This window comes from Cupriavidus sp. HY129 (genome assembly GCF_059492215.1).
The window spans coordinates 2,268,069-2,291,584 of sequence record NZ_CP083255.1 but is presented as its reverse complement, the minus strand read 5'-3'; the positions used below and the strand labels follow the sequence as shown (position 1 = coordinate 2,291,584).

At 64.4% G+C, this 23,516-nt stretch carries 21 protein-coding genes; 13 read left to right on the top strand and 8 right to left on the bottom strand.

The window, feature by feature from the left end:
• Positions 1-104: 104 nt before the first annotated feature.
• Positions 105-413: a hypothetical protein gene (locus K6G35_RS26565; RefSeq protein WP_008649533.1), complete on the bottom strand. Its 309-nt coding sequence runs from the start codon at positions 411-413 to the stop codon at positions 105-107.
• Between the two features lie 168 nt (positions 414-581).
• On the opposite strand from K6G35_RS26565, the gene K6G35_RS26560 reads away from it, so the two are divergent.
• The gene (locus tag K6G35_RS26560) at positions 582-1,052 is read left to right on the top strand and encodes an Lrp/AsnC family transcriptional regulator (RefSeq protein ID WP_008649534.1); all 471 of its coding nucleotides are present in this window, start codon (positions 582-584) and stop codon (positions 1,050-1,052) included.
• 13 nt (positions 1,053-1,065) lie between these two features.
• Here the strand turns inward: K6G35_RS26560 and K6G35_RS26555 are convergent, their stop codons facing one another.
• Positions 1,066-2,004, bottom strand: a complete 939-nt coding sequence (locus tag K6G35_RS26555) for a DMT family transporter (RefSeq protein WP_051705449.1) — start codon at positions 2,002-2,004, stop codon at positions 1,066-1,068.
• A gap of 126 nt (positions 2,005-2,130) precedes the next feature.
• Here K6G35_RS26555 and K6G35_RS26550 point away from each other — a divergent pair, with 126 nt between their 5' ends.
• On the top strand, positions 2,131-2,601 hold the full coding sequence (locus K6G35_RS26550; protein WP_008649536.1) for an Lrp/AsnC family transcriptional regulator: 471 nt from the start codon (positions 2,131-2,133) through the stop codon (positions 2,599-2,601).
• 16 nt (positions 2,602-2,617) lie between these two features.
• Here K6G35_RS26550 and K6G35_RS26545 read toward each other — a convergent pair whose 3' ends face one another.
• Complete coding sequence (locus K6G35_RS26545) at positions 2,618-3,223, bottom strand: uracil-DNA glycosylase family protein (RefSeq protein ID WP_008649537.1); 606 nt, start codon at positions 3,221-3,223, stop codon at positions 2,618-2,620.
• Positions 3,224-3,289: 66 nt separating this feature from the next.
• Here K6G35_RS26545 and msrA point away from each other — a divergent pair, with 66 nt between their 5' ends.
• Together msrA and uvrA are read left to right on the top strand one after the other, a co-directional pair.
• Positions 3,290-3,796, top strand: coding sequence for a peptide-methionine (S)-S-oxide reductase MsrA (msrA, locus tag K6G35_RS26540; RefSeq protein ID WP_008649539.1), 507 nt, complete (start codon positions 3,290-3,292; stop codon positions 3,794-3,796).
• A 179-nt stretch (positions 3,797-3,975) separates the two neighbouring features.
• On the top strand, positions 3,976-9,837 hold the full coding sequence (gene uvrA / locus K6G35_RS26535; RefSeq protein WP_495676610.1) for an excinuclease ABC subunit UvrA: 5,862 nt from the start codon (positions 3,976-3,978) through the stop codon (positions 9,835-9,837).
• Between the two features lie 40 nt (positions 9,838-9,877).
• Here uvrA and K6G35_RS26530 read toward each other — a convergent pair whose 3' ends face one another.
• The gene (locus tag K6G35_RS26530; RefSeq protein ID WP_008649542.1) at positions 9,878-10,621 is read right to left on the bottom strand and encodes a TetR/AcrR family transcriptional regulator; all 744 of its coding nucleotides are present in this window, start codon (positions 10,619-10,621) and stop codon (positions 9,878-9,880) included.
• 291 nt (positions 10,622-10,912) lie between these two features.
• Between K6G35_RS26530 and K6G35_RS26525 the strand changes: the two genes are divergently transcribed.
• The 3 genes from K6G35_RS26525 (at position 10,913) to K6G35_RS26515 (ending at position 13,350) form a co-directional block, all read left to right on the top strand.
• A complete protein-coding gene (locus K6G35_RS26525; RefSeq protein ID WP_011519003.1) occupies positions 10,913-12,070 on the top strand; it encodes a porin in 1,158 nt (385 codons plus the stop codon).
• Positions 12,071-12,259: 189 nt separating this feature from the next.
• The gene (locus K6G35_RS26520; RefSeq protein WP_495676609.1) at positions 12,260-12,832 is read left to right on the top strand and encodes a winged helix-turn-helix transcriptional regulator; all 573 of its coding nucleotides are present in this window, start codon (positions 12,260-12,262) and stop codon (positions 12,830-12,832) included.
• 104 nt (positions 12,833-12,936) lie between these two features.
• Positions 12,937-13,350, top strand: a complete 414-nt coding sequence (locus K6G35_RS26515) for a hypothetical protein (RefSeq protein WP_011519001.1) — start codon at positions 12,937-12,939, stop codon at positions 13,348-13,350.
• Between the two features lie 34 nt (positions 13,351-13,384).
• On the opposite strand, the gene K6G35_RS26510 is transcribed toward K6G35_RS26515, so the two are convergent.
• Positions 13,385-14,149, bottom strand: a complete 765-nt coding sequence (locus K6G35_RS26510; protein WP_035883553.1) for an SDR family oxidoreductase — start codon at positions 14,147-14,149, stop codon at positions 13,385-13,387.
• 103 nt (positions 14,150-14,252) lie between these two features.
• On the opposite strand from K6G35_RS26510, the gene K6G35_RS26505 reads away from it, so the two are divergent.
• The 3 genes from K6G35_RS26505 to K6G35_RS26495 all read left to right on the top strand — a co-directional run bounded on the left by K6G35_RS26505 (position 14,253) and on the right by K6G35_RS26495 (position 17,482).
• Positions 14,253-15,167, top strand: a complete 915-nt coding sequence (locus tag K6G35_RS26505) for a LysR family transcriptional regulator (protein WP_495676608.1) — start codon at positions 14,253-14,255, stop codon at positions 15,165-15,167.
• Between the two features lie 198 nt (positions 15,168-15,365).
• Positions 15,366-16,733, top strand: coding sequence for an MFS transporter (locus tag K6G35_RS26500; protein ID WP_040011190.1), 1,368 nt, complete (start codon positions 15,366-15,368; stop codon positions 16,731-16,733).
• 191 nt (positions 16,734-16,924) lie between these two features.
• Positions 16,925-17,482: a hypothetical protein gene (locus K6G35_RS26495; protein WP_035883556.1), complete on the top strand. Its 558-nt coding sequence runs from the start codon at positions 16,925-16,927 to the stop codon at positions 17,480-17,482.
• Here the strand turns inward: K6G35_RS26495 and K6G35_RS26490 are convergent.
• Together K6G35_RS26490 and K6G35_RS26485 are read right to left on the bottom strand one after the other, a co-directional pair.
• Positions 17,471-17,935: a hypothetical protein gene (locus K6G35_RS26490; RefSeq protein WP_495676607.1), complete on the bottom strand. Its 465-nt coding sequence runs from the start codon at positions 17,933-17,935 to the stop codon at positions 17,471-17,473. The genes K6G35_RS26495 and K6G35_RS26490 overlap by 12 nt on opposite strands.
• 102 nt (positions 17,936-18,037) lie before the next feature.
• Positions 18,038-18,466, bottom strand: coding sequence for a RidA family protein (locus tag K6G35_RS26485; RefSeq protein ID WP_008649559.1), 429 nt, complete (start codon positions 18,464-18,466; stop codon positions 18,038-18,040).
• A 122-nt stretch (positions 18,467-18,588) separates the two neighbouring features.
• On the opposite strand from K6G35_RS26485, the gene soxR reads away from it, so the two are divergent.
• The gene (gene soxR / locus K6G35_RS26480; RefSeq protein WP_186426620.1) at positions 18,589-19,098 is read left to right on the top strand and encodes a redox-sensitive transcriptional activator SoxR; all 510 of its coding nucleotides are present in this window, start codon (positions 18,589-18,591) and stop codon (positions 19,096-19,098) included.
• 24 nt (positions 19,099-19,122) lie between these two features.
• On the opposite strand, the gene serA is transcribed toward soxR, so the two are convergent.
• Complete coding sequence (gene serA / locus K6G35_RS26475) at positions 19,123-20,328, bottom strand: phosphoglycerate dehydrogenase (protein WP_495676606.1); 1,206 nt, start codon at positions 20,326-20,328, stop codon at positions 19,123-19,125.
• A gap of 298 nt (positions 20,329-20,626) precedes the next feature.
• Between serA and K6G35_RS26470 the strand changes: the two genes are divergently transcribed.
• Both K6G35_RS26470 and K6G35_RS26465 read left to right on the top strand, forming a co-directional pair.
• Positions 20,627-21,583 (top strand): SphA family protein, encoded by a 957-nt coding sequence (locus K6G35_RS26470; RefSeq protein ID WP_495676605.1) that lies wholly within the window; start codon positions 20,627-20,629, stop codon positions 21,581-21,583.
• A gap of 120 nt (positions 21,584-21,703) precedes the next feature.
• The gene (locus K6G35_RS26465; protein ID WP_495676604.1) at positions 21,704-23,344 is read left to right on the top strand and encodes a site-specific integrase; all 1,641 of its coding nucleotides are present in this window, start codon (positions 21,704-21,706) and stop codon (positions 23,342-23,344) included.
• The last annotated feature ends 172 nt before the right edge of the window (positions 23,345-23,516 follow it).

Sequence of the window (23,516 nt, the reverse complement as noted above, 5' to 3'; positions counted from 1 at the left end):
CCAAGTCACCGGCGGCCAACAGCCCGAAGGCATTGACGGTCCACTCGAAGTACGCGGTCCAGACGTCGCGGCGCAGGAGCTGCCGGGGACGCCGGCCTGGCGGCTCAGGCGTGGGCGGCCTCGGCTTCGACCTCAACGCCATCTTCCGCCAGAAGCATGTCGACGTCGTCGGAGAACTCGGCGTCGACAACCTCGACTTCAACGCCATAGCCGACTCGGCGCACGAACAGATGCAGCAGATCAGCCGCCGGCGCTTCGCAGCACAGGTTGGCCATGTGGCCGCGTTCGCTGTCGACCTGAAGCTGACGCAGTGAGAGCCCCGTGCGACGGGCGCTGGCAAGCACCCATTCCAGGCTGCCGAAGACGTCGGCGCGATCGAGGCGGAGGGCGAGCTGGAGGGTGGGCAGGGGCATGGCAGGGTCCGGAAGCAAGGCGTAAGTGATGCGTAAGCGGTTCGGTAAATTTACCAGCGCGTCCGCAAAATTGGCTTCTGATTTTTCTGCACAGGCTGCCAATTGTCAGAATAAATATCTCCAATCATGTAGATTGGAGGTTATTTCATCTTCTGCGTACGATTTTCCGTGAACAACCCGCTCAAACTCGATGAGATCGATCGTCGCATCCTGCGCGAATTGCGTCGCGACGGCCGCATCTCCAATGCGAAGCTGGCCGAACGTGTCGGCCTGTCCGCCACGCCTTGCTGGAACCGGGTCAAGGCCCTGGAAGACGCTGGCGTGATCAGTGGCTATGCCGCGCTGCTGAACCAGAAGGCGCTGGGCTTGCCCGATACGGTGCTGATCGAAGTCACACTCGATCGCCACGACGACGAGATGTTCAATCGATTCGGCGAGGCGCTGGCGCAGTTGCCCGAAGTGCTGGAGGCCCATCTGCTGACGGGCGAGTACGACTACCTGATCAAGGTGGCGGTGGCAGGCACGGAAGGCTATGAGGAATTCCTGCGCCACAAGCTCTACAAGCTTCCCGGCCTGCGGCACAGCCACTCGACCTTCGTGCTGCGCACGCTGAAGCGCGAGCCATCAGTCGAACCCTGATCCTGACTGGGCTCTAGCGGGCAGCCAGCCTGCCGAGCCGGGGCGCGAGCGCGGTAGTCACCACGCCCATTCCGATCAGCGCGAGGCCGATCGACAGATCGAGCGAGATCTGTTCGTGCCATGCCACGGTCGACAGCACCAGCCCGATCACCGGAACACCAAGCATGGCAATCGAGGTGGCGGCCGGCGGCAATGACTGCGTCACGTTCAGCACGACGATAAAGGTCAGCGCGGTGGCGAGCGGCCCCGTATAGGCGATCACGGGCCAGATGTCGACCATCGCGCCCAGGTCGGGCGCGCCATCTCGCAACCAGGCAAGGGCAATCAGCGGGACGGTTGCCACGGCGCATTCCCAGGGGATCATGTCCGCGCCGAGCCGGATTGCACGATTTGCGCGCAACTGAATGATGCTGACCGACCACGCCAGTGATGCCCCGAGCAGCATCGTCAGGCCCATCACCGTGTGCAGTTCCCAGCCGCCGAGCGCCGGAGCGACGATCACGGCGATGCCGGCGTAACTGAATGCGGTCGCCAGCCATTGCAGGCGCGATGGCCGCTCGCCGAGCACCAGCGAGGACAGCGGGATCACCCAGATGGCGGTCGCATACGCAATTACCGATGCGCGGCCCGGCGGCACGTACTGCAGCGCCCACAACGCCAGCGCCGTGAATGCGCCCATCTGCAGCAGGCCGACGCCGATCACCAACGGCCATTCCTGCCGCGAGGGCAGGCGGAGCCTGCGCAGGGCGCCGAGCACGAGGAAGCTGATCAGCGCGGCCGAGCCGAATCGGCAGGCAGCGAACCAGAGCGGGCTGATGTGGGCCAGTCCCATCTTCATGACTGGCCAATTACCGCCCCAGATGACGACGGCACCAATCAATGGCAGAAAAGAGCGGAATCCGGCGGTGGCCGGGGCCCGGGAAGTGGCGCTGGACGGGGCGGTAGCGGACATGCGAAGCGAGAGAGATCGTTTGCGAAAAGTCTACGATTCATCGCCCGGCATCAGTAACCGGATCGCACTGCTGCAGTCGTTCAATACGGCATAGAATGCTGCAATGTAAAACCATGGAAGCATGACATGCTGGACATCGAACTCGATGCCACTGACATCCGGATTCTCGGCGAACTGCAGCGTGATGGCAGCCTGACCAATGTGGAGCTGGCCAGCCGGGTCAGTCTCTCGCCGTCTCCATGCCTGGCGCGTGTGAAGCGTCTGGAGAAGATCGGCGTGATCTCGCGGCGCGTCACGCTGCTGGACGCGCGTCGGCTGGGCCTGAAAGTAGTGGTGTTCATCTCCGTGTCGCTCGACAAGCAGCGACGGGAAACGCTCGATACGTTCGAGCGGCGAATCGCCGCGTTGCCACAGGTGATGGAGTGCTACCTGATGTCCGGAGACGCTGACTACCTGCTGCGTGTAGTGGTGCCCGACGTGGAAGCGCTTGAGCGGTTGATCATCGACCAGATTACCCGCATCCCCGGTGTGGCGAGCATTCGTTCGAGCTTCGCGCTGAAGCAGGTGCTGTATAGCACGGCGCTGCCGCTCGGCTAGGTCGAATCCCGCTAATTCATAGCCTGGCGCGCACGGCCGCCTGCAGCGCTGGCAGCAATTCGGCTTCGAACCAGGGCTGCTTGCGCATCCAGCCGACAACGCGCCACGAAGGGTGAGGCAGCGGAAACAGATTGGGGCCGAAGCGGCGGAAGTCGCGCACGATCTCCGTCATCGTGGCGCCGACTTCGCCTTGCAGGTAATAAGCCTGGGCGTAGCTGCCAACGAGCAGGGTCAGACGATCTTCCGGCAGGAGCTGCAGGATGGCGTCGTGCCAGAGCGGTGCGCACTCGCGGCGTGGCGGGAGGTCCCCGCTCGGACCCTTGCCGGGGTAGCAGAAGCCCATCGGCATGATCGCCACGCGCGATGCATCATAGAACGCGTCATGGCTCAGACCCGTCCATTCGCGCAGGCGGTCGCCGCTGGGGTCATCGAACGGAATGCCGCTGGCATGTACCCGCGAGCCCGGTGCCTGACCGATGATCAGGATGCGAGACGTGGCGCTGAACTGCACGACGGGCCGAGGGCCGGCAGGCAGATCCGCGGCGCATCGGGTGCAGGATGCGATGTCACGCCGCAGGCTCGTGACGATAGCCTGCGCGCGCTGTGGGGACTTTGTGACCATGAGCGGAATCGACGCGGTGTGCGTATATTACTGGCCTCTACGCCACGCGATGCAAAGGACCAGAGTATGACGACGCAAATCGAAACCGCAATCCTCGCCGGCGGCTGCTTCTGGGGGATGCAGGATCTGCTGCGGCGGTACCCCGGCGTGCTGTCAACCCGGGTGGGCTACACCGGCGGCGACGTGCCGAATGCAACCTATCGCAATCACGGCACACACGCCGAAGGCATCGAGATCGCCTTCGATCCGAGCCAGATCAGCTATCGCCAGATCCTGGAGTTCTTCTTCCAGATCCACGACCCCACCACGAAGAATCGCCAGGGCAACGATGTGGGGACGAGCTATCGCTCGGCGATCTATTACCTGAATGACGAACAGAAGCAGACAGCGGAAGATACCGTGGCCGACGTGAATGCGTCCGGACTATGGCCTGGCAAGGTCGTGACCGAAATCGCACCGGCCGGACCGTTCTGGGATGCCGAGCCGGAACATCAGGACTACCTGGAGCGGTACCCGAACGGCTATACCTGCCACTTCATCCGGCCGGGCTGGAAGCTGCCGAAGCGAGGCTGAGGTAGGGCCGGAGGTCTGCCTGCGACCCGCCGAGGTTCTCGACAATCTTGTCTGTATCCTGTCAGGATGACTGTACGTTTATACAGTATAGTTATGCCGACCACGCGGTCAGTGAGGCACAACGAAGGTAAGGTATCCCTTCAGTTATCGCCTCCAACTATCTGATTAGAGAGGATAAATTGTCAGATTCCGGCACCATTCGCATTCGCGGCGCCCGTCAGCACAATCTCAAGGACGTTGATCTCGACTTGCACACGGGTCAGATGACCGTGGTGACTGGGCCGTCCGGTTCGGGAAAGTCGAGCTTGGTGTTCGACACGCTCTACGCCGAAGGCCAGCGTCGCTACGTCGAGACGTTCAGTGCCTATGCGCGCCAGTTCCTGGATCGCATGGATCGGCCCCAGGTCGACAAGGTGGATGGTGTCCCGCCGGCCATCGCGATCGACCAGACGAATCCGGTGCGAAGCTCGCGGTCCACGGTCGGCACGATGACCGAGCTCAACGATCACCTGAAACTGCTGTTCGCGCGCGCGGCGGAACTGTTCGACCGGCAGACCGCGTTGCCGGTCCGGCATGACTCGCCAGAGACGATTTATGCGGAACTGGTGGCCCGGACGAGCACGGGGCAGCCGTTTGCCGATGCCCGGCTGGTGCTGACGTTCCCGGTCGAGCTGCCGGAATCGGCCACCGAGGAAGAAGTCGCCCAATGGCTCTCGGTCAGCGGATACACCCGGGTGCACGGCCAGCGCGTGGTCGAGTCGGCGACCGGAAATCGCAAGGTGCTCGACGTGGTGGCGGACCGTTTCCGCATTGGCAACGTGGAGAAGGCGCGGGCGCTAGAGGCCATCGAGGCCTCGCTCAAGCGTGGCAGCGGCCGCGTCAGCGTGCATGTGGTGACGGACGAGGGTGAAGGGCCGGTCTGGAAGTTCTCGACCGGGCTGCATTGTCCGGAAAGCGATATCCGCTATGCGGACCCCCAGCCAGCGCTGTTCTCGTTCAATTCCGCCTATGGCGCGTGCGATGCCTGCCGTGGATTTGGGCGCGTGATCGGTGTCGATCTGGGGCTGGTGATTCCTGACGTCCGCAAGTCGCTGCGCGATGGGGCGATCAAGCCGATGCAGACCCCCGCGTGGAAGGAGTGCCAGGACGATCTGATGCGCTACGCGGCCAAGGCCGGCATCCCGCGAGATCTGCCGTGGAACCAGCTCAGCGAAGCCGAACAGCACTGGGTGATCCACGGGTCCCCCGACTGGAACGGGCAGTGGAACAAGCAGTGGTACGGCGTGATGCGGTTCTTCAACTACCTCGAGTCGAAGGCCTACAAGATGCATATCCGCGTGCTGCTGTCGAAGTACCGCAGCTACACGCCGTGCGAGACCTGTGGCGGTGCCCGCCTGAAAACCGAGGCGCTGCAGTGGCGCCTGGGGAGCACCGGGAACGCTAACGCCGTGCTGCCGCCGGCCGAGCGTTTCCTGCCGCGCGGCGTGGACTGGAGCCGCTCCCAACTGGAAGCGCTACCCGGCCTGACCGTGCACGACCTGATGCTGATGCCGATCGCGCGCATCCGGCGTTTCTTTGACGACCTGACGCTGCCGTCGGCGCTGCTCGACGATGCGCTCAAGCTGCTGCTGGCGGAGGTCCGCACACGGCTCAAATACCTGTGCGATGTGGGTCTGGGTTATCTGACGCTGGACCGCCAGAGCCGCACGCTTTCGGGCGGGGAAGTGCAGCGGATCAACCTGACCACGGCGCTTGGCACCTCGCTCGTCAATACGCTGTTTGTGCTCGACGAGCCCAGTATCGGCTTGCATCCACGTGATCTGAACCGCATCGTGGAAGCCATGCATCGCCTGCGGGACGCCGGCAATACGCTGGTGGTGGTGGAGCATGACCCGTCCGTGATGCTGGCCGCGGATCGCCTGATCGACATGGGGCCGGGGCCGGGCGAACGTGGCGGCATGATCATCTTCGACGGAACGCCAGAGGCCATCCGCAAGGAGCGGACCCTCACCGGGGACTACCTCGGTGGACGCCGCCGCGTGACGGACACGTCGGACTGGCAATTGCGCCCGATCGACGCCGCCACGCCGCGTCTGCGGCTGGAAGGGGTGCGCGAGCATAACCTCAAGGACGTCACGGTCGAGATCCCGCTCAATCGCCTGGTCTGCGTGACCGGTGTGTCGGGCTCGGGCAAATCCACGCTGCTGCAGGACGTCCTGTATCCGGCCATGGCACGCCATTTCGGCAAGGCTACCGAGTCGCCGGGCGTGTTTCGCGAACTGGTTGGGGCGGACCAGGTCGATGACGTGGTCTTCGTCGACCAGTCGCCGATCGGCAAGACGGCTCGCTCGAACCCGGCCAGTTACGTTGGCGCGTTCGACGAGATCCGGAAGTTATTTTCCAAGGCGCCGCTGGCACTGCAGCGCGGCTATACGGCTGGCACCTTCAGTTTCAACTCTGGCGATGGCCGTTGCCCGACCTGTGGTGGTTCGGGGTTCGAGCACGTCGAGATGCAGTTTCTCTCGGATGTTTACCTGCGTTGCCCCGATTGCGATGGCACGCGCTATCGCCGGGAGGTGCTGGAAGTCAAGATCGAGCGTGCCGCGCGCGGCCAGGCGCCACGCGCCCTGAGCGTGGCCGACGTGCTGGAGCTGACGGTCAGCGAGGCTACGGCCCTGTTCGAGAGCGATCCTGCCGTGTTGCGGGTGCTGGCGCCGATTGCGGACGTCGGCCTGGAATACGTCAAGCTGGGGCAGCCCGTGCCGACACTGTCTGGCGGCGAGGCGCAGCGCCTCAAGCTGGCCGGCTTTCTGGCGGAGGCGGCGCAGGCCCAGCCGGTCAAGAACCGCAAGGCGGTGGTGTTGCCGAAGCGCCTGTTCATGTTCGACGAGCCAACCACCGGGCTGCACTTCGACGATATCGCCAAGCTGATGCGGGCTTTCGGCAAGCTGCTCGACGGCGGCCATTCGCTGATCGTCATCGAGCACAACCTGGACGTGATCCGTGCTTCGGACTGGATCGTCGATCTGGGTCCGGAAGGTGGCGACGCCGGCGGCGAGGTGGTCTGCGTGGGGACTCCGGATGACGTCCGGGCGTGTGCCGAATCGCATACCGGCCGCGCGCTGATCCACTATGACGGGGCATTGGGCGAGGCCGGCACGCTGGCGGCGGAGCGCGCCGAGACTGCGGAACATGGCCTGCCACTGCAGGCGGCGGTGCAGGCCGCGCGGGCGCGCCGCGCCATCGAGGGCGAAAACGTCGTGCGTATCGTGAATGCCCACGAGCACAACCTCAAGTCGCTCAACGTCGATATCCCACACGGCAAATTCAATGTCATCACCGGGGTATCGGGTTCGGGCAAGTCGACGCTCGCGTTCGACATCCTGTTCCACGAAGGACAACGCCGCTATCTGGAGTCCCTCAACGCCTATGCGCGTTCGATCGTGCAGCCGGCCGGGCGGCCCGAAGTGGATGCGGTCTATGGCATTCCACCCACGGTGGCGATCGAGCAGCGGCTGTCGCGTGGCGGGCGCAAGAGCACAGTGGCCACCACGTCGGAGGTCTGGCACTTCCTGCGGCTGCTCTACGTCAAGCTCGGCATCCAGCATTGCGTGCACGATGGCGCGCCCGTGACTTCACAGAGTCCGGCATCGATCGTCGCCCAGCTGATGCGCGATCATCGCGGCCAGCACGTGGGTTTGCTGGCGCCGCTGGTAGTCAACCGCAAGGGTGTCTATACCGATCTGGCCAAGTGGGCCAAGGCGCGTGGCAACACGCATCTGCGCGTTGACGGCGAGTTCCTGCCGGTCGATCCGTGGCCACGCCTGGACCGCTTCCGCGAGCACACGATTGAGTTACCGGTGGGCGATATCGTCGTGTCGCCGGACAATGAGGCGGAACTGCGCGCGTTGCTGGAGCAGACACTCGAACTCGGCAAGGGGGTCATGCATCTGCTGGCCCCGCTCGATGGATTGCACGACGCGATGCAGGGAGGCAAGAACACCGGGCACGTGGGCGAAACGAAGGTGTTTTCGACCAAGCGTGCCTGTCCGGTCTGCGGCACGAGCTATCCGGAACTGGATCCCCGCATGTTCTCGTACAACAGCAAGCATGGCTGGTGCAACACGTGCGTGGGCACGGGTCTGGCGCTGACACGCGAGCAGCGCGCCGCGTTTGACGATACCGTGCTCGGTGGCGATGACCGTGGCCGTGAGCAGAGCCTGCCATCGGAAGAGCAAGAGCCGGAGGGCGTGGGTGACGCGGCGTGTCCCGATTGCAGCGGGACGCGTCTCAATCCCGTGGCGCGTGCGGTAACGTTCGATGCCAATGCGATTACCGATGTAGCGCAATGGACGGTGTCCGATACCCGCCGCTGGGTAGACGGTTTGCGCCTGAAGGGGCGCGATGCCGAGATCGCGCGCGACGTGGTGACGGAGATCGCCAGCCGCTTGCAGTTCCTGGAGGAGGTGGGGCTCGGTTACCTGAGTCTGGACCGTGCCGCGCCGAGCCTGTCTGGCGGCGAGGCCCAGCGTATCCGCCTGGCCGCGCAGCTTGGCAGCAATCTGCAGGGTGTTTGCTATGTGCTCGATGAGCCGACGATCGGCCTGCATCCGCGCGACAACCAGATTCTGCTCGATGCCTTGCGCAAGCTTGGCGACAAGGGCAATACGCTGGTGGTGGTGGAGCACGATGAGGACACGATCCGTCGCGCCGATCACATCATCGACATCGGCCCGGGCGCAGGCAAGCGCGGTGGCAGCCTTGTGGCGCAGGGTGGCGTGGAAGCGCTGGCGGCGGCCAAGGATTCGACCACCGGGCAGTTCCTGGCCCATCCGATGATCCATCCGCTGCAGGCGCGCCGTCCGGTCACACCCGGGCGCGCGGGCAAGCCCGCGGATCCGCCGCAATGGCTGACCGTCCACGGTGCCAACCTGCACAACCTGCGTGATGTCACCGCGCGGATTCCGCTGACGCGGTTGGTGACGATTACCGGGGTGTCCGGATCCGGCAAGTCGACGCTGGCGCGCGATGTGCTGATGACGAACCTGCTCGACGCGGTCGGGCGATCGGTGATGTCCTCGCCGGCCACGCGCCGCGCTCGGGCTGTGGCCGAAAAGGCTGGGAAGCCGACGGCGACCAAGTCGCTCAGCGTGGAGCACGCGTGGCATGGCTGCGAGTCGATCAGTGGCTGGGAGTCGATCGACCGTGTGCTCGAAGTCGATCAGACCCCGATCGGCAAGACGCCGCGCTCCTGTCCGGCGACCTATATCGGCGTGTGGGACGCCATCCGCAAGATGTTCGCGGAAACGCTCGAAGCCAAGGCGCGCGGTTATAGCGCGTCGCGGTTTTCGTTCAATACCGGCGAGGGCCGCTGCCCGGCGTGCGAGGGCCAGGGCGTCCGGACGATCGGCATGAGTTTCCTGCCGGACGTGAAGGTGCCATGCGATGTCTGCCATGGGCAGCGCTTCAACCCGGAAACGCTGGCGGTGACCTGGCGCGGCAAGAACATCGGCGAAGTGCTGACGATGGAGATCGACGAGGCGGTGGAGTTCTTCTCGGCCATCACGCAGATCGCGCATCCGCTGCAACTGATGAAGGATGTCGGCCTGGGCTACCTCACGCTGGGCCAGCCGTCGCCCACGTTATCGGGCGGTGAGGCGCAGCGCATCAAGCTAGTCACCGAACTGTCGAAGGTCCGTGACGACATCACGCGCCGCGGCCAGAAAGCGCCACACACGCTGTATGTGCTAGACGAGCCGACGGTGGGCCTGCATATGGCGGACGTGGCGCGCCTGATCAAGGTGCTGCATCGCCTGACCGATGGCGGGCACAGCGTGGTGGTGATCGAGCACGATCTTGACGTGATCGCCGAGGCCGACTGGATTATCGACCTCGGGCCGGAAGGTGGCGCGCATGGCGGCACGATCGTTGGTGCGGCGGATCCCGAGGCATTGTCCCGCATTCGGGCGAGCCACACCGGCGCGGCGCTGGTGCCGGTGCTGGCGCGCGCTGCGCAGGATAGCGAAAGGGCGACGGGCTGAAGTCGGCGGGAGGGCGAGGCTGGCTGGCCCTGCGGGCCGGCTAGTGCTTTCGGGCGGAACTGCGGGGCGTCGGCCCCTGGATCGCCGCCGCGCAGAAATCAATCAGTTCCTCCATCGGCGGTTCCGAGCGCGAGCGTTTCCCGCGCTCGCGCACCCAATGGGCCAGCGCGTAGACCACGGTGTCGATGAACCAGACCATGCGCAGTTTCATCACGTCGCGAGGCACGTTCGGAAACAGCTGGTAGATATGCTCCCGCACGCGGTACAGCGCGCTCATCGCGGTCCGATCCACGAGGCCCTTGCTCAGCAGACCCGGGCTGAACGTGGTCTGTGCCAGCACCTGCAGGTAGTTGGTGCCCCAGTCCGTCTGGAGCACCACGTCGACCAATGGGCGAATCGTGGCATCCACCACGCCGTGAATGTCGACGGGCGTCCCGCGTTGCTCCAGCGCGTCGAGATAGCCGTTCCGGATCCGGTTGATCTCATGCAGGCGGCGGTTGAGCAGATGGCTCACCAGGGCTTCGCGTGACCCGAAGTGGTAGTGCAGGGCGGAGCGGTTCTTCTGGCCGCTTTCCACCACGATCTGCCGTAGTGCCACCTGCTCCACGCCCTGTTCGGCAAAAAGCCGTTCGGCGATTTCGAGGATCCTTCTTGCGGTGTCGGTCAGGTCGTCGCCATTGTCGTCGGTCGCTTCCACGCCGGGGCTGCCACGCCTGGCAGCCTTGCCTTGCGCAGGCGGCTTGTGCTCGTCGACGATGATGGTGCGCGCTTGCTTGAGCTTCATCAGAAATGTCCTGCCGTTCCCTGAGCTTCTCGGTGGATGAATGAAAGCCCGGCAAGGATACGGAAAAATCTGATGTCCGACATCTGTCGAGGCTTCGAATCCGTCCAAATACCCGTCCAGTTGGGGAAAGTCCTAGCTATCTGAACCTTCGGATGGCCTTAGCCTTCGTCCTTGTCAATTTAATACGAGAGATTAAATGACATGACGTAATCGCAAGATTGCGCCTCAGGGCACCGGGTCGGAGGAACCGGAGTCATGGGCCACCACACCAGAGGACGGGGATTTCAAAACATGAAGAAGACGCTGTTCGCCGCCATTGCCGGCGGCCTGCTTGCGCAAGGGGCGCAGGCACAATCGTCCGTGACGCTCTATGGCGTTGTGACGACGAGCATCCAGTACGTCAATCACGTACAGAACACCAACAACGGCGTGCTGGCGCCGGGTAGCGGGTCGGACGTGTTCATGAACTCGTCGGGCATCGCGCAGTCGCGTTTCGGCTTGCGTGGTATCGAGGATCTTGGTGGCGGGCTCCAGAGCTTGTTCGTGCTGGAGAACCAGTTCAATACCGACAATGGACAGATGGGTAACGGCGGCCTGCTGTTCGGCCGCCAGGCTTACCTGGGCCTGCAAAACCAGTGGGGGAAGCTGACGTTCGGCCGCCAGTACACCTCAGCGTTCCTGATCATGGGTAGCTTCACGCCAGCAGCGTACGCGCCCGAGTTCGAGCCCGTGGTCGGCATTGCCGGGGCGAACTTCCGCGAAAACAACATGGTCCAGTACCAGGGCACGTTTGGCCCGGTTTCTCTGATGACGCACTGGTCGTTCGGCGAGCGCACCGGTACGTTCGCGGCCGGTTCGGCGTACGGTATCGGCGCGTCCTACCAGTCTGGGCCGTTCGGTGTCGCGGCGGCCTATGACGAAGTCAAGACGCTGAATACCGCCCAGGCAACCGGCGCGTCGGGTTCGAACGACTACGGCCGCGACATGCGCGCGATGGTCGCGGGCAGCTACCGTCTCGGACTGGTGAAGATGGTCGCCGGCTATCGCTGGGGCAACTCGGTGGCACCGTCGACCGGCACGCCGACGCTGTTGCCGCATCGCGACAACATGTACTGGGCCGGCGTGTCCTGGGATGCCACGGCCGCGCTGCGCCTGACTGCGGCGTACTACTACGACGACATCAAGGACGCGACGATCGCTGGGCAGCACGTCAACCCGAAGAATCCTCAGCAGTACCTGGCGCTGGCCGACTACAACCTTTCCAAGCGCACGGATGTCTTCTTCGCGGTGATGTACGCACGCAATGCGTCGCTGAACTGGGACAACATCTCGTATTTGCCGAATGGTCAGTCGGTGGGCTATCTGCCGTCGACCTCGCAGGTCTACTACAAGACGCCTGATGCCAGCGGTCAGTTGGGCGTTTCGCTGGGTCTGCGCCACATCTTCTGATCCCACTGAAAGCGAGGGCCTGCGCGGCGCTCCACTCCGCGCAGGTATTCTGGCGCCGCAATGGATGTTGCGGCGCCGTTTTTGCTTGCCGCGTTGCTTCTGTCGTCACCATTGCCGCTTTCAAGGGGGCGAGGGGTGGTCGCCACCACTCCAGATCGTCCGACGTTGCCGAACGTAGGTATCATCATCATGTTTTCGCCAAACGGTCCGGACGATATGCAACGCAAGACTTTCCGCAATATGCAATGCCCGATCGCCCGCAGCCTTGAGCGTGTGGGTGAATGGTGGAGCATTCTGATTCTGCGCGATGCGTTCTATGGCACGAAGCGCTTCGACGAGTTCCAGCGAAACCTCGATATCGCGCCAAACATGCTGACGCGCCGGCTCAACGGGCTGGTCGAGGAAGGCCTGCTGGAAAAGCGCCAGTATTCGGAGCGCCCGCCGCGCTACGAGTACGTGCTGACCGATTGCGGGAGGGATTTCCGCCCGGTATTGCTGGCGCTGCTGGCCTGGGGCAATCGCAACTTCGCGCCGGAAGGGCCCAGTGTCCAGATCGTCGATCGTGAAACCGGCAAGGTGGTGGAACCGATGCTGGTGGATACCGAGAACGGCGAGCCGCTGCAGATGGGCAGGCGCCATGTGCTCAGGGCAGGGCCGGCGGCCGATGAGTCCACGCGCGCGCGGCTTTCTTCCGCGACATCTCACATGACAACGGCGGCCCCGGCAGCCCCTCTGACGCGGGAAGCCGGCAAGGTTGCGTGACGCGCCAGCGCCTTCCAGGTTGCTCCGAGAGCATTTCTGACATAGAGTCCAAGGCATAGCACCCGTCTTCCGACGGTTTTTCCGCCGACTCCGGATACGACCTGATGCCACGTCTTTCCTATCCGTGCCTGGCCCTGGCCGCGTTGCTCGCAGCCTGCACCAGCACACCAATGCCTCCTCCCACCCCGCCACAACGCACGCCTCCCACTAGCGTGGCACCTCCTGCCGGAAACTACGGCGGCGTCAGCCGGGCGCAGATGGAAGCCGCCGGCAACGCCTGCGAGAAGATGGTCGCAAACGCCGTCAAGAATCGATATCCGCAGCCCGGCAGCGTGATGATGATGCCGGACCGCGAGCGGATCTATCAACAATCCGCCTCGCAAGCGGGCGTGAGCGGCGAGGGCACGTTCGAGCCCGATGGCACCGAGGAGAGCATGTCGTTCCGCTATACGTGCCTCTTCAACTTGCGGACCAACCACGTCGATGACGTGCAGATGCGCTACGGCCCGTACTATTGAATGGGCACCACGCACCTGCGCACCTGCGCGGCCGTTAGACCATTCCCCCATTCGCGCGTAACACCTGGCCGTTGATCCAGGCCCCATCGGGGCTGGCCAGGAATGCCACCGCTGCCGCTATATCTTCAGGTGTACCCAGTCGTTCGAGCGGATTGAGCTGCGCGAGCCGTTCGATCGTTTCAGGTGATTTGCCGTTGAGGAACAGGTCGGTAGCGGTTGGCCCCGGTGCCACCGCATTGACGGTAATGGCGCGGCCGCGCATCTCCTTGCTCAATACGGCGGTCATCGCTTCCACGGCCGCCTTCGAGGCCGCGTAGATGCCGTAGCGCTCCATGCGCAAGCCAATGACGCTGGTCGAGAGATTGATGATCCGGCCGCCATGGCGCAGGCGGCGGGCAGCCTCGCGCATGGTGTGGAAAGCCCCTTTCAGATTGATGTTCATCACGCGCTCGAATGCTGCGTCGTCAGACGCTGCAATCGTGTCGAGCACCATCACGCCCGCGTTGTTGACGACGACGTCGACGCGGTCAAACTTGGCCTCGGCTGCATCGAACATGCGGGCGACCGCGCTGGCATCGCTGACATCTGCCTGGAAGGTCATGGCCCGGCCACCACTTGCTTCGATCTTGCGACGCAGATCCTCGGCAGTGTCCGCGCCGTTCGCATAGTTGATAACGACCGCGAAGCCGTCGCGGGCCAGCCGCGCCGAAATGGCGGCGCCGATGCCACGTGATGCGCCGGTAACAATGGCGACCTTTTGCGAATCCCCTTGCGACGGTTGCGAGTGGTCTGTAGTCATGGCATTTCCTCGGATGAACTGAATCGGTGAGGGAACGATAGACCTTACGCCATGCTAGATAAACAGGCAAAATCCGGTATCAATATTCGAAAATCCGAACAATATGGACCGTATCGACGCCATGCGCGTGTTCGCACGAATCGTGGAGCGGCGCAGTTTCACCGCTGCGGCCAAGGACCTGGACTTGCCACGCTCGTCGGTGACCGACGCGGTCAAGCAACTGGAATCGCGGCTTGGCGTGCGATTACTGCAGCGGACCACACGCCACGTGAGCCCGACGCTCGACGGCGAAGCCTATTTCCAGCGCTGTCTGCGGCTGCTGGCGGATTTCGAGGAGGCCGAGGCGGCATTCGCGGGCACCTCACCTAAGGGCGTGCTGCGGGTCGACGTGCAAGGGCAACTCGCGCGCCGCTTCCTGTTTCCGGCCTTGCCGGCATTCCTGGCACGGCACCCGGGCATCACGCTGCAAATCAGTGAGGGCGATCGTCTGGTCGATCTGGTTCGGGAGGGCATCGACTGCGTGCTCCGGGTTGGTGAACCGCAGGACAGCGAGATGGTGGCCAGACGCGTGGCCCGACTGGCGCAACTCACGCTCGCCGCTCCCCCGTACCTTGCACGGCATGGCAATCCAGTGTCGATCGAGTCGCTTGGCGACCACAGCATGGTCGGGTTCCGCTCCACGCTAACCGGTGGTCTGCTGCCGCTCGAATTCATGACCGGTGGGGTACGTAGCGAGGTCATGTTGCCGGCGCCCGTTTCGGTGAGCGGCGCGGAAAGCCTGGTGGCGGCATGTCGGCTCGGCCTCGGATTGATCCAGGTGCCGCGCTACCACATCGAGGAGGATTTGCTCCGCGGCACGTTGGTCAGCGTGTTGCCGGAAACTCCCCCACCAGCGATGTCGGTATCGCTGCTGTACCCCCGGAGTCGTCAGATGTCGCAGCGAGTGAGAGTGTTTCTCGACTGGGTTTCGGCGGAGTTCGCAAAACATCGTGGAACGAACGGCGTAGAAGTCGACTGAACGCGCGATACTTGCCAGACATCAGTCAACCGGGCGTTGAAGCGAGTCCAGCAGACCTTGGCGTTTTCCCGTATTGTTGCGACTTGGCGATAGTTGACGTTGCAACGAAATCGCCGTTTCCGACACTCGCTCCCGTTCGACACCGTGCAGAACAACGCCAGCCAGCCAGCCTCCGCCGCCGCGCCCCTCGACACCCCGATGACTGCGCGTGAGAAGCGCGGCATGGCCGCCATCATGATCGCGGTCTCGCTGGCCACGCTCGACACGGCAATCGCGAACACAGCGCTGCCCAATATCGCGGCCGACCTGAACAGCACGCCGGCTGCTTCCGTGTGGATCATCAACGCTTACCAGCTGGCCATGGTGGCGACGCTGCTGCCGTTCGCGGCGCTGGGCGGCATTCTTGGCCATCGGCGGATCTATCTCGCCGGCGTGGTGGTGTTTATCGTCTCGTCGGTGATCTGCGCGATGGCGTGGTCGCTGCCATCGCTGGCCGCCGCGCGCGCGCTTCAGGGCATCGGCGCCTCCGCGATCATGAGCGTGAACACCGCCCTGATCAGCGCCATCTTTCCGATTCACCGCCTTGGCCGCGGTGTCGGGCTCAATGCACTGGTGGTGGGGGTGTCCTTCGCGGTCGGGCCCACCGTGGCATCGGTCATCCTGTCGTTCGGATCGTGGCCGTGGCTGTTCGCGGTGAACCTGCCGATCGGTTTGCTTGCGTTGGCGATCGCCATTCCGTCTCTACCGAAGACCAAGCGTAGCGACCATGGTTTCGACCCCGTGGCGGCCATTCTTAACGTCATCACGTTTGCCTCGCTGATCTTTGCATTGGGCGAGGGCGTCCAGCGCGCGCCGGCCGAATACGTGGTGACTGCTGCCATCGTGTTCGTCATTGCGTTCGTATTGCTGCTGCGCCGCGAGCGCGGCCACCCGGCCCCGATGTTGCCGGTGGACCTGTTCAAGCGGCCGATGTTCGCGCTCTCGACGCTGACGGCAATCTGCTCGTTCGCGGCGCAAGGGCTGGCCTTTGTGTCGTTGCCGTTCTATTTCGAGCATGTCCTGGGTCGCAGTCCGGTGGAAACCGGGTTCCTGCTCACGCCGTGGTCCGCCGTGGTGGCGCTGATGGCGCCGATCGCGGGCCGCCTTTCGGATCGCTATCCGCCGGGGCTGCTCGGCGGTATTGGCCTGGCGATCATGGCCGTGGGCATGGCGTCGCTGGCGCTGATGCCGGCTGACGCCAGCGTCCTCAATATCGGTATCCGCATGGCGATCTGTGGCGCTGGTTTTGGATTCTTCCAGTCACCCAACCTCAAGGCGCTGATGGCCAGCGCGCCGCGCGAGCGTGCCGGCGGCGCCAGCGGAGTGGTGGCCACGGCACGGCTGCTTGGTCAGGCCACGGGCGCTGCGCTGGTGGCGTTGTCGTACAGCATTGCCGACAGCCACGGCCCGACGCTTGCGCTGGCACTCGGCGCAGGATTCGCGGGTGCGGCAGCTGTCGCCAGTGGGCTGCGGCTGGTGACGCCGCAGAGTGCCGATAGCGCCGCGATGCAAACCGCCAGAAAGTAGTCGAGGCATATCGCCGGACGTCTCTGCCGCCTATAGTGGTCCTGAAGGGGACCACGTATCGGGACAATGTCCCGCCTGGGACGTCCAACCGCCCGCCAGAGGCTGGAACGCCTGTTGCACAGACATGGCGTGCATCGTGACCGGCTGGCGGCGCCGTGCCTCCTGCCGGCGCGCGTGCGAGGGAGGTAGCGATGAATCTAGCCGCCATTCTGGTCAGCGCGAGCGTGGCCGCGTCCGTGGCCGTGTCCTCCACGCCTGTCGAACGGCAGTTGCTTGCCATCAGTCCCCACGATTTTGCCCAGCAATTCAACGCCGTTGCCCATGAGGCCGGGGCAAAGATGGTGCTGCCGGATTTTCACGCCAAGCCGGGCTGGCATCGGGCCAAGACCAGCGAGGGAATTTCGGTGATGGTGCGGGGGGCGCCGACCGGCTATGCGATCGACGAAGTGATCGTGGTGTGCCAGACCGGCGAGCAATGCCTGCAGACGATTTCCACGGCGGCCCAGGCCATCGACTCGACCATCGACCAGACATTGCTGCAGTACTTTGTGGCCGCGCGCATCGCCGAGCAGATCGGCGAGGTGGCACTGGTGATCTCGGGGCTGGTGTATCTGGTGGTCTCGCCGGACGACCAGGACTACGTGGCGCTGGTTATTCGCCCCTATTTGCCGCAGCAGGAGTTGACCGCGAAGACCCAGGCGGCGCTGCAACCAGCGGCCTTGCCGCCACCCGGCGCCTTAGCGATGTAGCGGAGGCGTTGCGTGGGCCGCGCGCTCATCGCTAGGCGAGTGATCGAGATCCATCGCGCGTTGTTCGAGCAGGCGCTGCAGTTCCGTTGCGCCACGGTAGTAGTGCGCCAGTAACAGGCGCAACTCGACGTCATCGAGTGGTTCGCGTAGCAAGTCGCCATATGCGGCGGCGGCGCGCGCCGCCTGCTGCGCTGCGAAATCGATCAGACCCTGTTTACCGGCAAGGAAAGGCGGAATCTCCCGAAGACCGGCCGGAGCGTCATTGGCATCCTCGCCAGGGATGCCGGCACGCGCCGCCAGTTCCGCGGCTGCGCAATGCTGCAGGTTGGCGCGATAGGCCAGCTCGGCACGCCATTGAGGTTCCGTAGCCACGGCGGCCACGGCTGCCAACGATTCCGCGCACCGCCTGGCATGGAGGCTGAGCCGCGCCAGTGCAGTGGTCAGTGCTTCCATGACGTACGTCTCCGTTGCATCTCCACCTACTGTAGGTGACGCACGCCCGGTTCGCTCGCGGTACGAATCTTGCGTCCGGCAGTCTTCTTTGTGGCAGTCCTTTTACTCGGGCAATACAGCGATGGCCTCGATCTCGAACAACATGCCATCCAGCGCCAGTCGCGGCACCGGGATCAGCGTGCAGGCGGGGGCTGGCCAGTCACCGAGCATGGCTTGCCACGCACGGCTGAAGATCGCCAGACGGTCCATCGAATGGTCGACGATGAGCACGGTGATCTTTGCGATATCAGGAATGTCGGCGCCGCCGGCCTGCAGCGCGACGCGCAGGTTGGCAAGCGCCTGTTTCACCTGCTCCTGGAAGCCGGCACGCAAGCCGCCGATCATGTCTTCCCCGCCTTGCCCGGCCGCGAAAATGATCCTTGCCGGGCGCGTCGCTACAGCCACATGCGAATAGCCGTTGAGCTTGGGGTCGTAAAGATCGGGGGGATTCATGAACTGGAGATAGGGAGCGCGGGGCGATTCAAGCAGCATGGCAAAGTCCTCCGTGGAAAGTCGCGCCAGTATCAAACCTAAAGTGCACTTGAGGTCAAGCTGTTTGTAGGCGAATTTTCACGCTACGATGGCGCATCGTCCGTGACCAGCTTTCCACCACCATGAAACGTGCCCTCGAAGATCAGGAAGACCACCCGTTGCGATCCGGTGATCCGCTCACCGTTGGCGAAGTTGCCGCGCGTAGCGGCGTCGCGGTGTCCGCGCTGCATTTTTATGAATCGAAGGGATTGATCTGCAGCACACGAAGTGCCGGCAACCAGCGCCGGTATCCGCGCGGGATACTGCGGCGCCTTGCGGTCATACGGGTGGCCCAGCGCATGGGCTTGCCGCTGTCCGTGATTGCCGATGCGTTCAGCCGCCTGCCGGATGACAAGGCGCCGACGGTTGCGGACTGGCGACGGCTCTCGGCCGTATGGCGCGCGGATCTGGACGCGCGTATCCGCACGTTGACGCAACTCCGCGATCAGCTCGACGGCTGTATCGGATGTGGGTGTCTGTCCCTGAAGGAATGTCCGTTGCGCAATCCGCAGGATGCGCTGGCAGAAGAAGGGCCCGGCCCGCATTTCGGGGCCGGGCCCTGTGAGCACCGGAAATCGGGCAAGGCGCGATGACCGGGGCGGCGGTAGAGCCGCCGGTCAGGGCGCCACGATCACCCGGGTGCGAATGAAGGCGTCATCCTTCATCAGCGCCTCCGCCCAGCCGGCAGGTGGCACCAGGCTGATGTCGGTAATCGCGTAGCCGATATCGCCCTCGGTCTGCAGTTGCTGGGCAACGATATTCGCGCCGATCTCGGCCAGCGCCTGGTTGAAGTGCGACAGCGTGCCCGGCCGGTTGTAGTGGATGTTGAGCACGCGGGCCGGAGCCTGTTGCGGCGCCGGCTGAATCTGGGGCAGGTTCACTGCGCCCAGGGTTGCGCCGGTTTCGAGAAAATTGACCAGCTTGGTTGCCACTTCCACGCCAATATTCTCCTGCGCCTCTTCGGTGCTGCCGCCGACATGGGGCGTCAGGATGACATTCGGCTTGCCCTGAAGCGGCGAGACGAACGGATCGGCGTTACTGCGCGGCTCTTCCGGAAACACGTCGATGGCTGCGCCAGCCAGTTGCCCGTTGTCCAGCAATTGCGCCAGCGCCGGGATATCCACCACGGTGCCGCGCGACGCATTGATCAGGATGCTGCCAGGCCGCATGGCAGCCAGTGCCTTGGCATCCATCAGGTTGCGCGTTTGCGGCGTGGCGGGAACGTGCAGCGTCACGACGTCGGCCTGCGACAGGGCATCTTCGAGCGAGTGCACCGGCATGGCGCCTCCGATCGACAGGCGGGGGCGGATGTCGTAGAACACCACGCGCATGCCCATCGCCTCAGCCAGGATGCCAACCTGCGCGCCGATGTTCCCATAGCCGACCACCGCCATGGTCTTGCCCCGGATCTCGAAGGCACCCTTGGCGGTTTTCTGCCATTGGCCGTTGTGGGCGGCGCGGCTCTTTTCCGGGATGCGCCGCATCAGCATGATGGCCTGCCCGATGACCAGCTCCGCCACAGAACGTGTGTTCGAGAACGGCGCATTGAAAACCGGGATGCCGGCATGAGCAGCCGCGCCCAGGTCCACCTGAGACGTGCCGATGCAGAAGCAGCCGACCGTGAGCAGCCGCTGCGCCTTGGCGAACGCTTCGGCTGTCAGCGTGGTAGCCGAGCGGATGCCCAGCAGTTCGTAATCGCGCGTGGCGGCAAGCAGCGCGTCGCCGGCCAGGGCCTTGCCCTGGGTGGCGAGGTCGATCTGGTGGCGGCTCAGCAGTTGCTGGGCGCTGGCGTGGATGTTCTCGAGAAGCAGGGCGCTGGCCATGATGGTCGGACTGAATGCAGGAGAGTTGGGAAGGCACGGGGCGTCCATATGCGATTTGCGATTTGCGATGTGCGGGACGCGCATGGACACACCTTACCACCGACGCTTACCCGTGCTGTTGACGTGGGCAAGGGCATCAGCGGGATTCCGTCTGGACTCCGGAACCCCGGAGGAGTCGGAACAGCGAAAACATTCAACTCGTGAAACTAGAAAGCTGAATTCGGACCCGGGAGGAATCTGAGACGATGCAGCTTCTGCGCCGGGAGGGGTGCATTGTCATCGTCAAGGGGAAACAAGAATGAAGCGCGCGCAATCAGCCGTCCTGACCGCTTTGGCCGCGGGAGGGCTACTGGCTCCGCTGGCCGGTCACGCCACGGAAGGCGCACTGGGTCGCCCGGTGACCGGCACGAGTGTGTCGCCCAATGTGGCCGTTATCCCGTCCGAGCCGGTCTGGATTGCAAATTTGCAACAGCTTTACATGGACGGATCGGTCAGTGGCGGCCGGGAAGTGCCGATCGCCGGCAAGACCTCGATCGGTCTCGACGCGAAGGTCGCCTTCACGCTGGCCACGCTGATGAAGGTCTGGGATACCGGCGGAGGGGCGTGGAACTTTGCCTCGAGCTTTACGCTGCCCTACGTCTGGATGTCGGTCCATACAACTGCCGGTATAGGCAATTTCTCGCGTGGGACATCGGATCGGGCCTCCAATCTGTACGACATGTACTTCAGCCCGATCATCGCGGGCTATCACTTCTCGAAGACCAGCCATATGGCGCTGAGCTTCAACGTGTGGGCGCCCACGGGCCAGTACGACAAGAGTGCGCTGGCCAACCCGAGCCTGAACAACTGGACCTTCGTACCGCAGATTGCGTTTACGCATCTGATGCCGGAGTACGGGCTCGAATTCAACGCCGTGGGGGCTTTCCAGTTCTATACGCGGAACACGGCTACCGACTATCAGAACGCGCCGCTGTTCACGCTCGACGTGATGGGCGTGAAGAAATTCGGCAAGTGGGGCGCTGGCATCGTGATGGGCACCGTGCAGCAGCTGGGCAACGACAGCGGGCCGATTGCGGACCGCCTGAACGGATTCCGTGGCCGTGACTTCGCCATGGGCCCGATCGTGACCTACGACACCAAACTCGGCGGCAAGGCACCGCTGTCCCTCTCCCTGCGTTGGGTGCCGACCGTCGCCAGCAAGAACCGTCTGGACAGCACGGCGACGGTGATGGGGAGCGCGACGCTGGTGTTCTGAGGCGCGGCGTGTTCGCGGGTTGCCCTTGGATGAAGGGGCTCGCCTGGCAAGGTACTGGGTGCGTGATGGCACCGCGACTCGCGGTATCATCGCGCCCTTTGTCGTTTACGCCTTACCGCCTTGCCTCAAGCCGTACCCCGTATCGCCCCGCCGGCCCGCCGGCGTCAGCGCCCGCCGGTCACCCCCGGCCGCGCGCTTGGCCCCAATGATTTCGCGTTCTACCGGGGGTACCTGCAGGGGCTGGACCTCGGGCGTCTGGCCGACCGCTATCTGGACAAGGGTCTCGATCTGCGCCTGGTCCGTTCCCAGCTTCTCTGGATCGAGGAAGCGCTTGCGCGAGGCGTCAGGCGTCTGGCTACCCGTCCGCGATCCGGTGGCAGCGGCGAGGAGCGGATGCTGACCGAGTCGGCGTGGCTGGCCCTGATTCATGCGCCGGCCGGGGAATCCGTTACAGCCAGGCAGACCCGCCAGCGCAGGCTGCTGCGGGCGCTCGACGCGCTCCAGCCGATGCTGCTGACGCGCCCCACTGCAGCCGATGCGGTGAGTGGCTGGTTTGCTTCGGCCATCGCCGCAAGGCTGGCGGACGCCGGCTGGCAGACGCTGGGCGCATTGCAGGCTGCAGTGGGCGCGGGCGGACAGGGCTGGTACCGGCGCGTACCCGGCATCGGCGCGCGGACCGCGCGGCAGGTGGAGATCTGGTTGCAGGAGCAGGGCGCCCATATCGGCGCGATGGCTGCCGTATTGGCGCCGGGGCCGCTCGAGTCGCTGCGCGCGCCGGGTGCGCGCGCCGATGTCAGGGCGATTCAGGGCTGGCTGGTCGGCTATCAGCCGGAAGGCGGGCACACCTGGCGCGCCTACCGGACGCAGGCCGAGCGGTTCCTGCTATGGACCCTGCACGCACGAGGCAAGTCCCTGGCGACGGTGACGGCCGAGGATGGCGCCGCCTACATCGCGTTCCTCGCCGATCCGCAACCTTCCGCCCAGTGGGTGGGCCGGCGCGGCACGCCGCGCGACCGCCATGACTGGCGGCCTTTCGAAGGACCGCTTTCCCCTGCCAGCATCCGTCATGCACGCAAGATCCTCAGCACGCTGTATGGATGGCTGATCGAGCAAGGCCATGCGCGCGCGAATCCGTTCGAGGTGTTGTCCCTCCCGACTGACGGGGACACCCCTCGCATCCAGGTTGCCCGCAGCTTCACTGAGCCGCAGTGGCGCTTCCTGCTGCGTCATGTGTCGAGTCTGCCCGCCGACGACCCACGTGCCGCGCGGTTGACCTTCATGCTGCGCCTCGCCCACGCCTCGGGGCTGCGTATCTCGGAGCAGGCGGCGGCTACGGTCGGGCATCTGACGTGGAGCGGAGACTGGACGCTTGCAGTGCCGGGCCCCAAGCCGCGCCAGATTCCACTTCCCGAGGCAGTGATCGATGCCCTGCGTGGGCATCTGGCAGCGCGTGGGCTGGGGCGCGGAGTCGAAAGCCTGCCGGCCGCCACGCCGCTGATCGGCCGCGTCAAGACTGGTGACGAGGGTGGCGCGCTGTCGGTCGCGCAGATCGGCGCGATCTGGAAGCGGTACTTCGCCCAGGCCGCCACCTTGGCGGGGGCCGAGGATGACGCGGCACAACTGGCCCAGGCCAGCGCGCACTGGATGCGGCACACGGCGGGTGCGCACGCAGTGGCGCGAGGCGTTGCACTCGAAGTCGTGCAGCAGCAGCTTGGTCATGCGAGCCTGGACACGACGTCGATGTACGTGCTGGCTGCCTGATGGTCACGTGATGGCCACACGATAGTCGCGTGATGGCCAGCTCCCCGGCTTTCGTCGATTTCCTTCAGCCCGGCGCTCGAAAAATCTTACTTCGGTCAGCCCCCGACTCGGCGTAACCTGCCCCAATTCCGGGCGATCCGCATGAGAGGGAGCATTCGCATGACACGGGTGG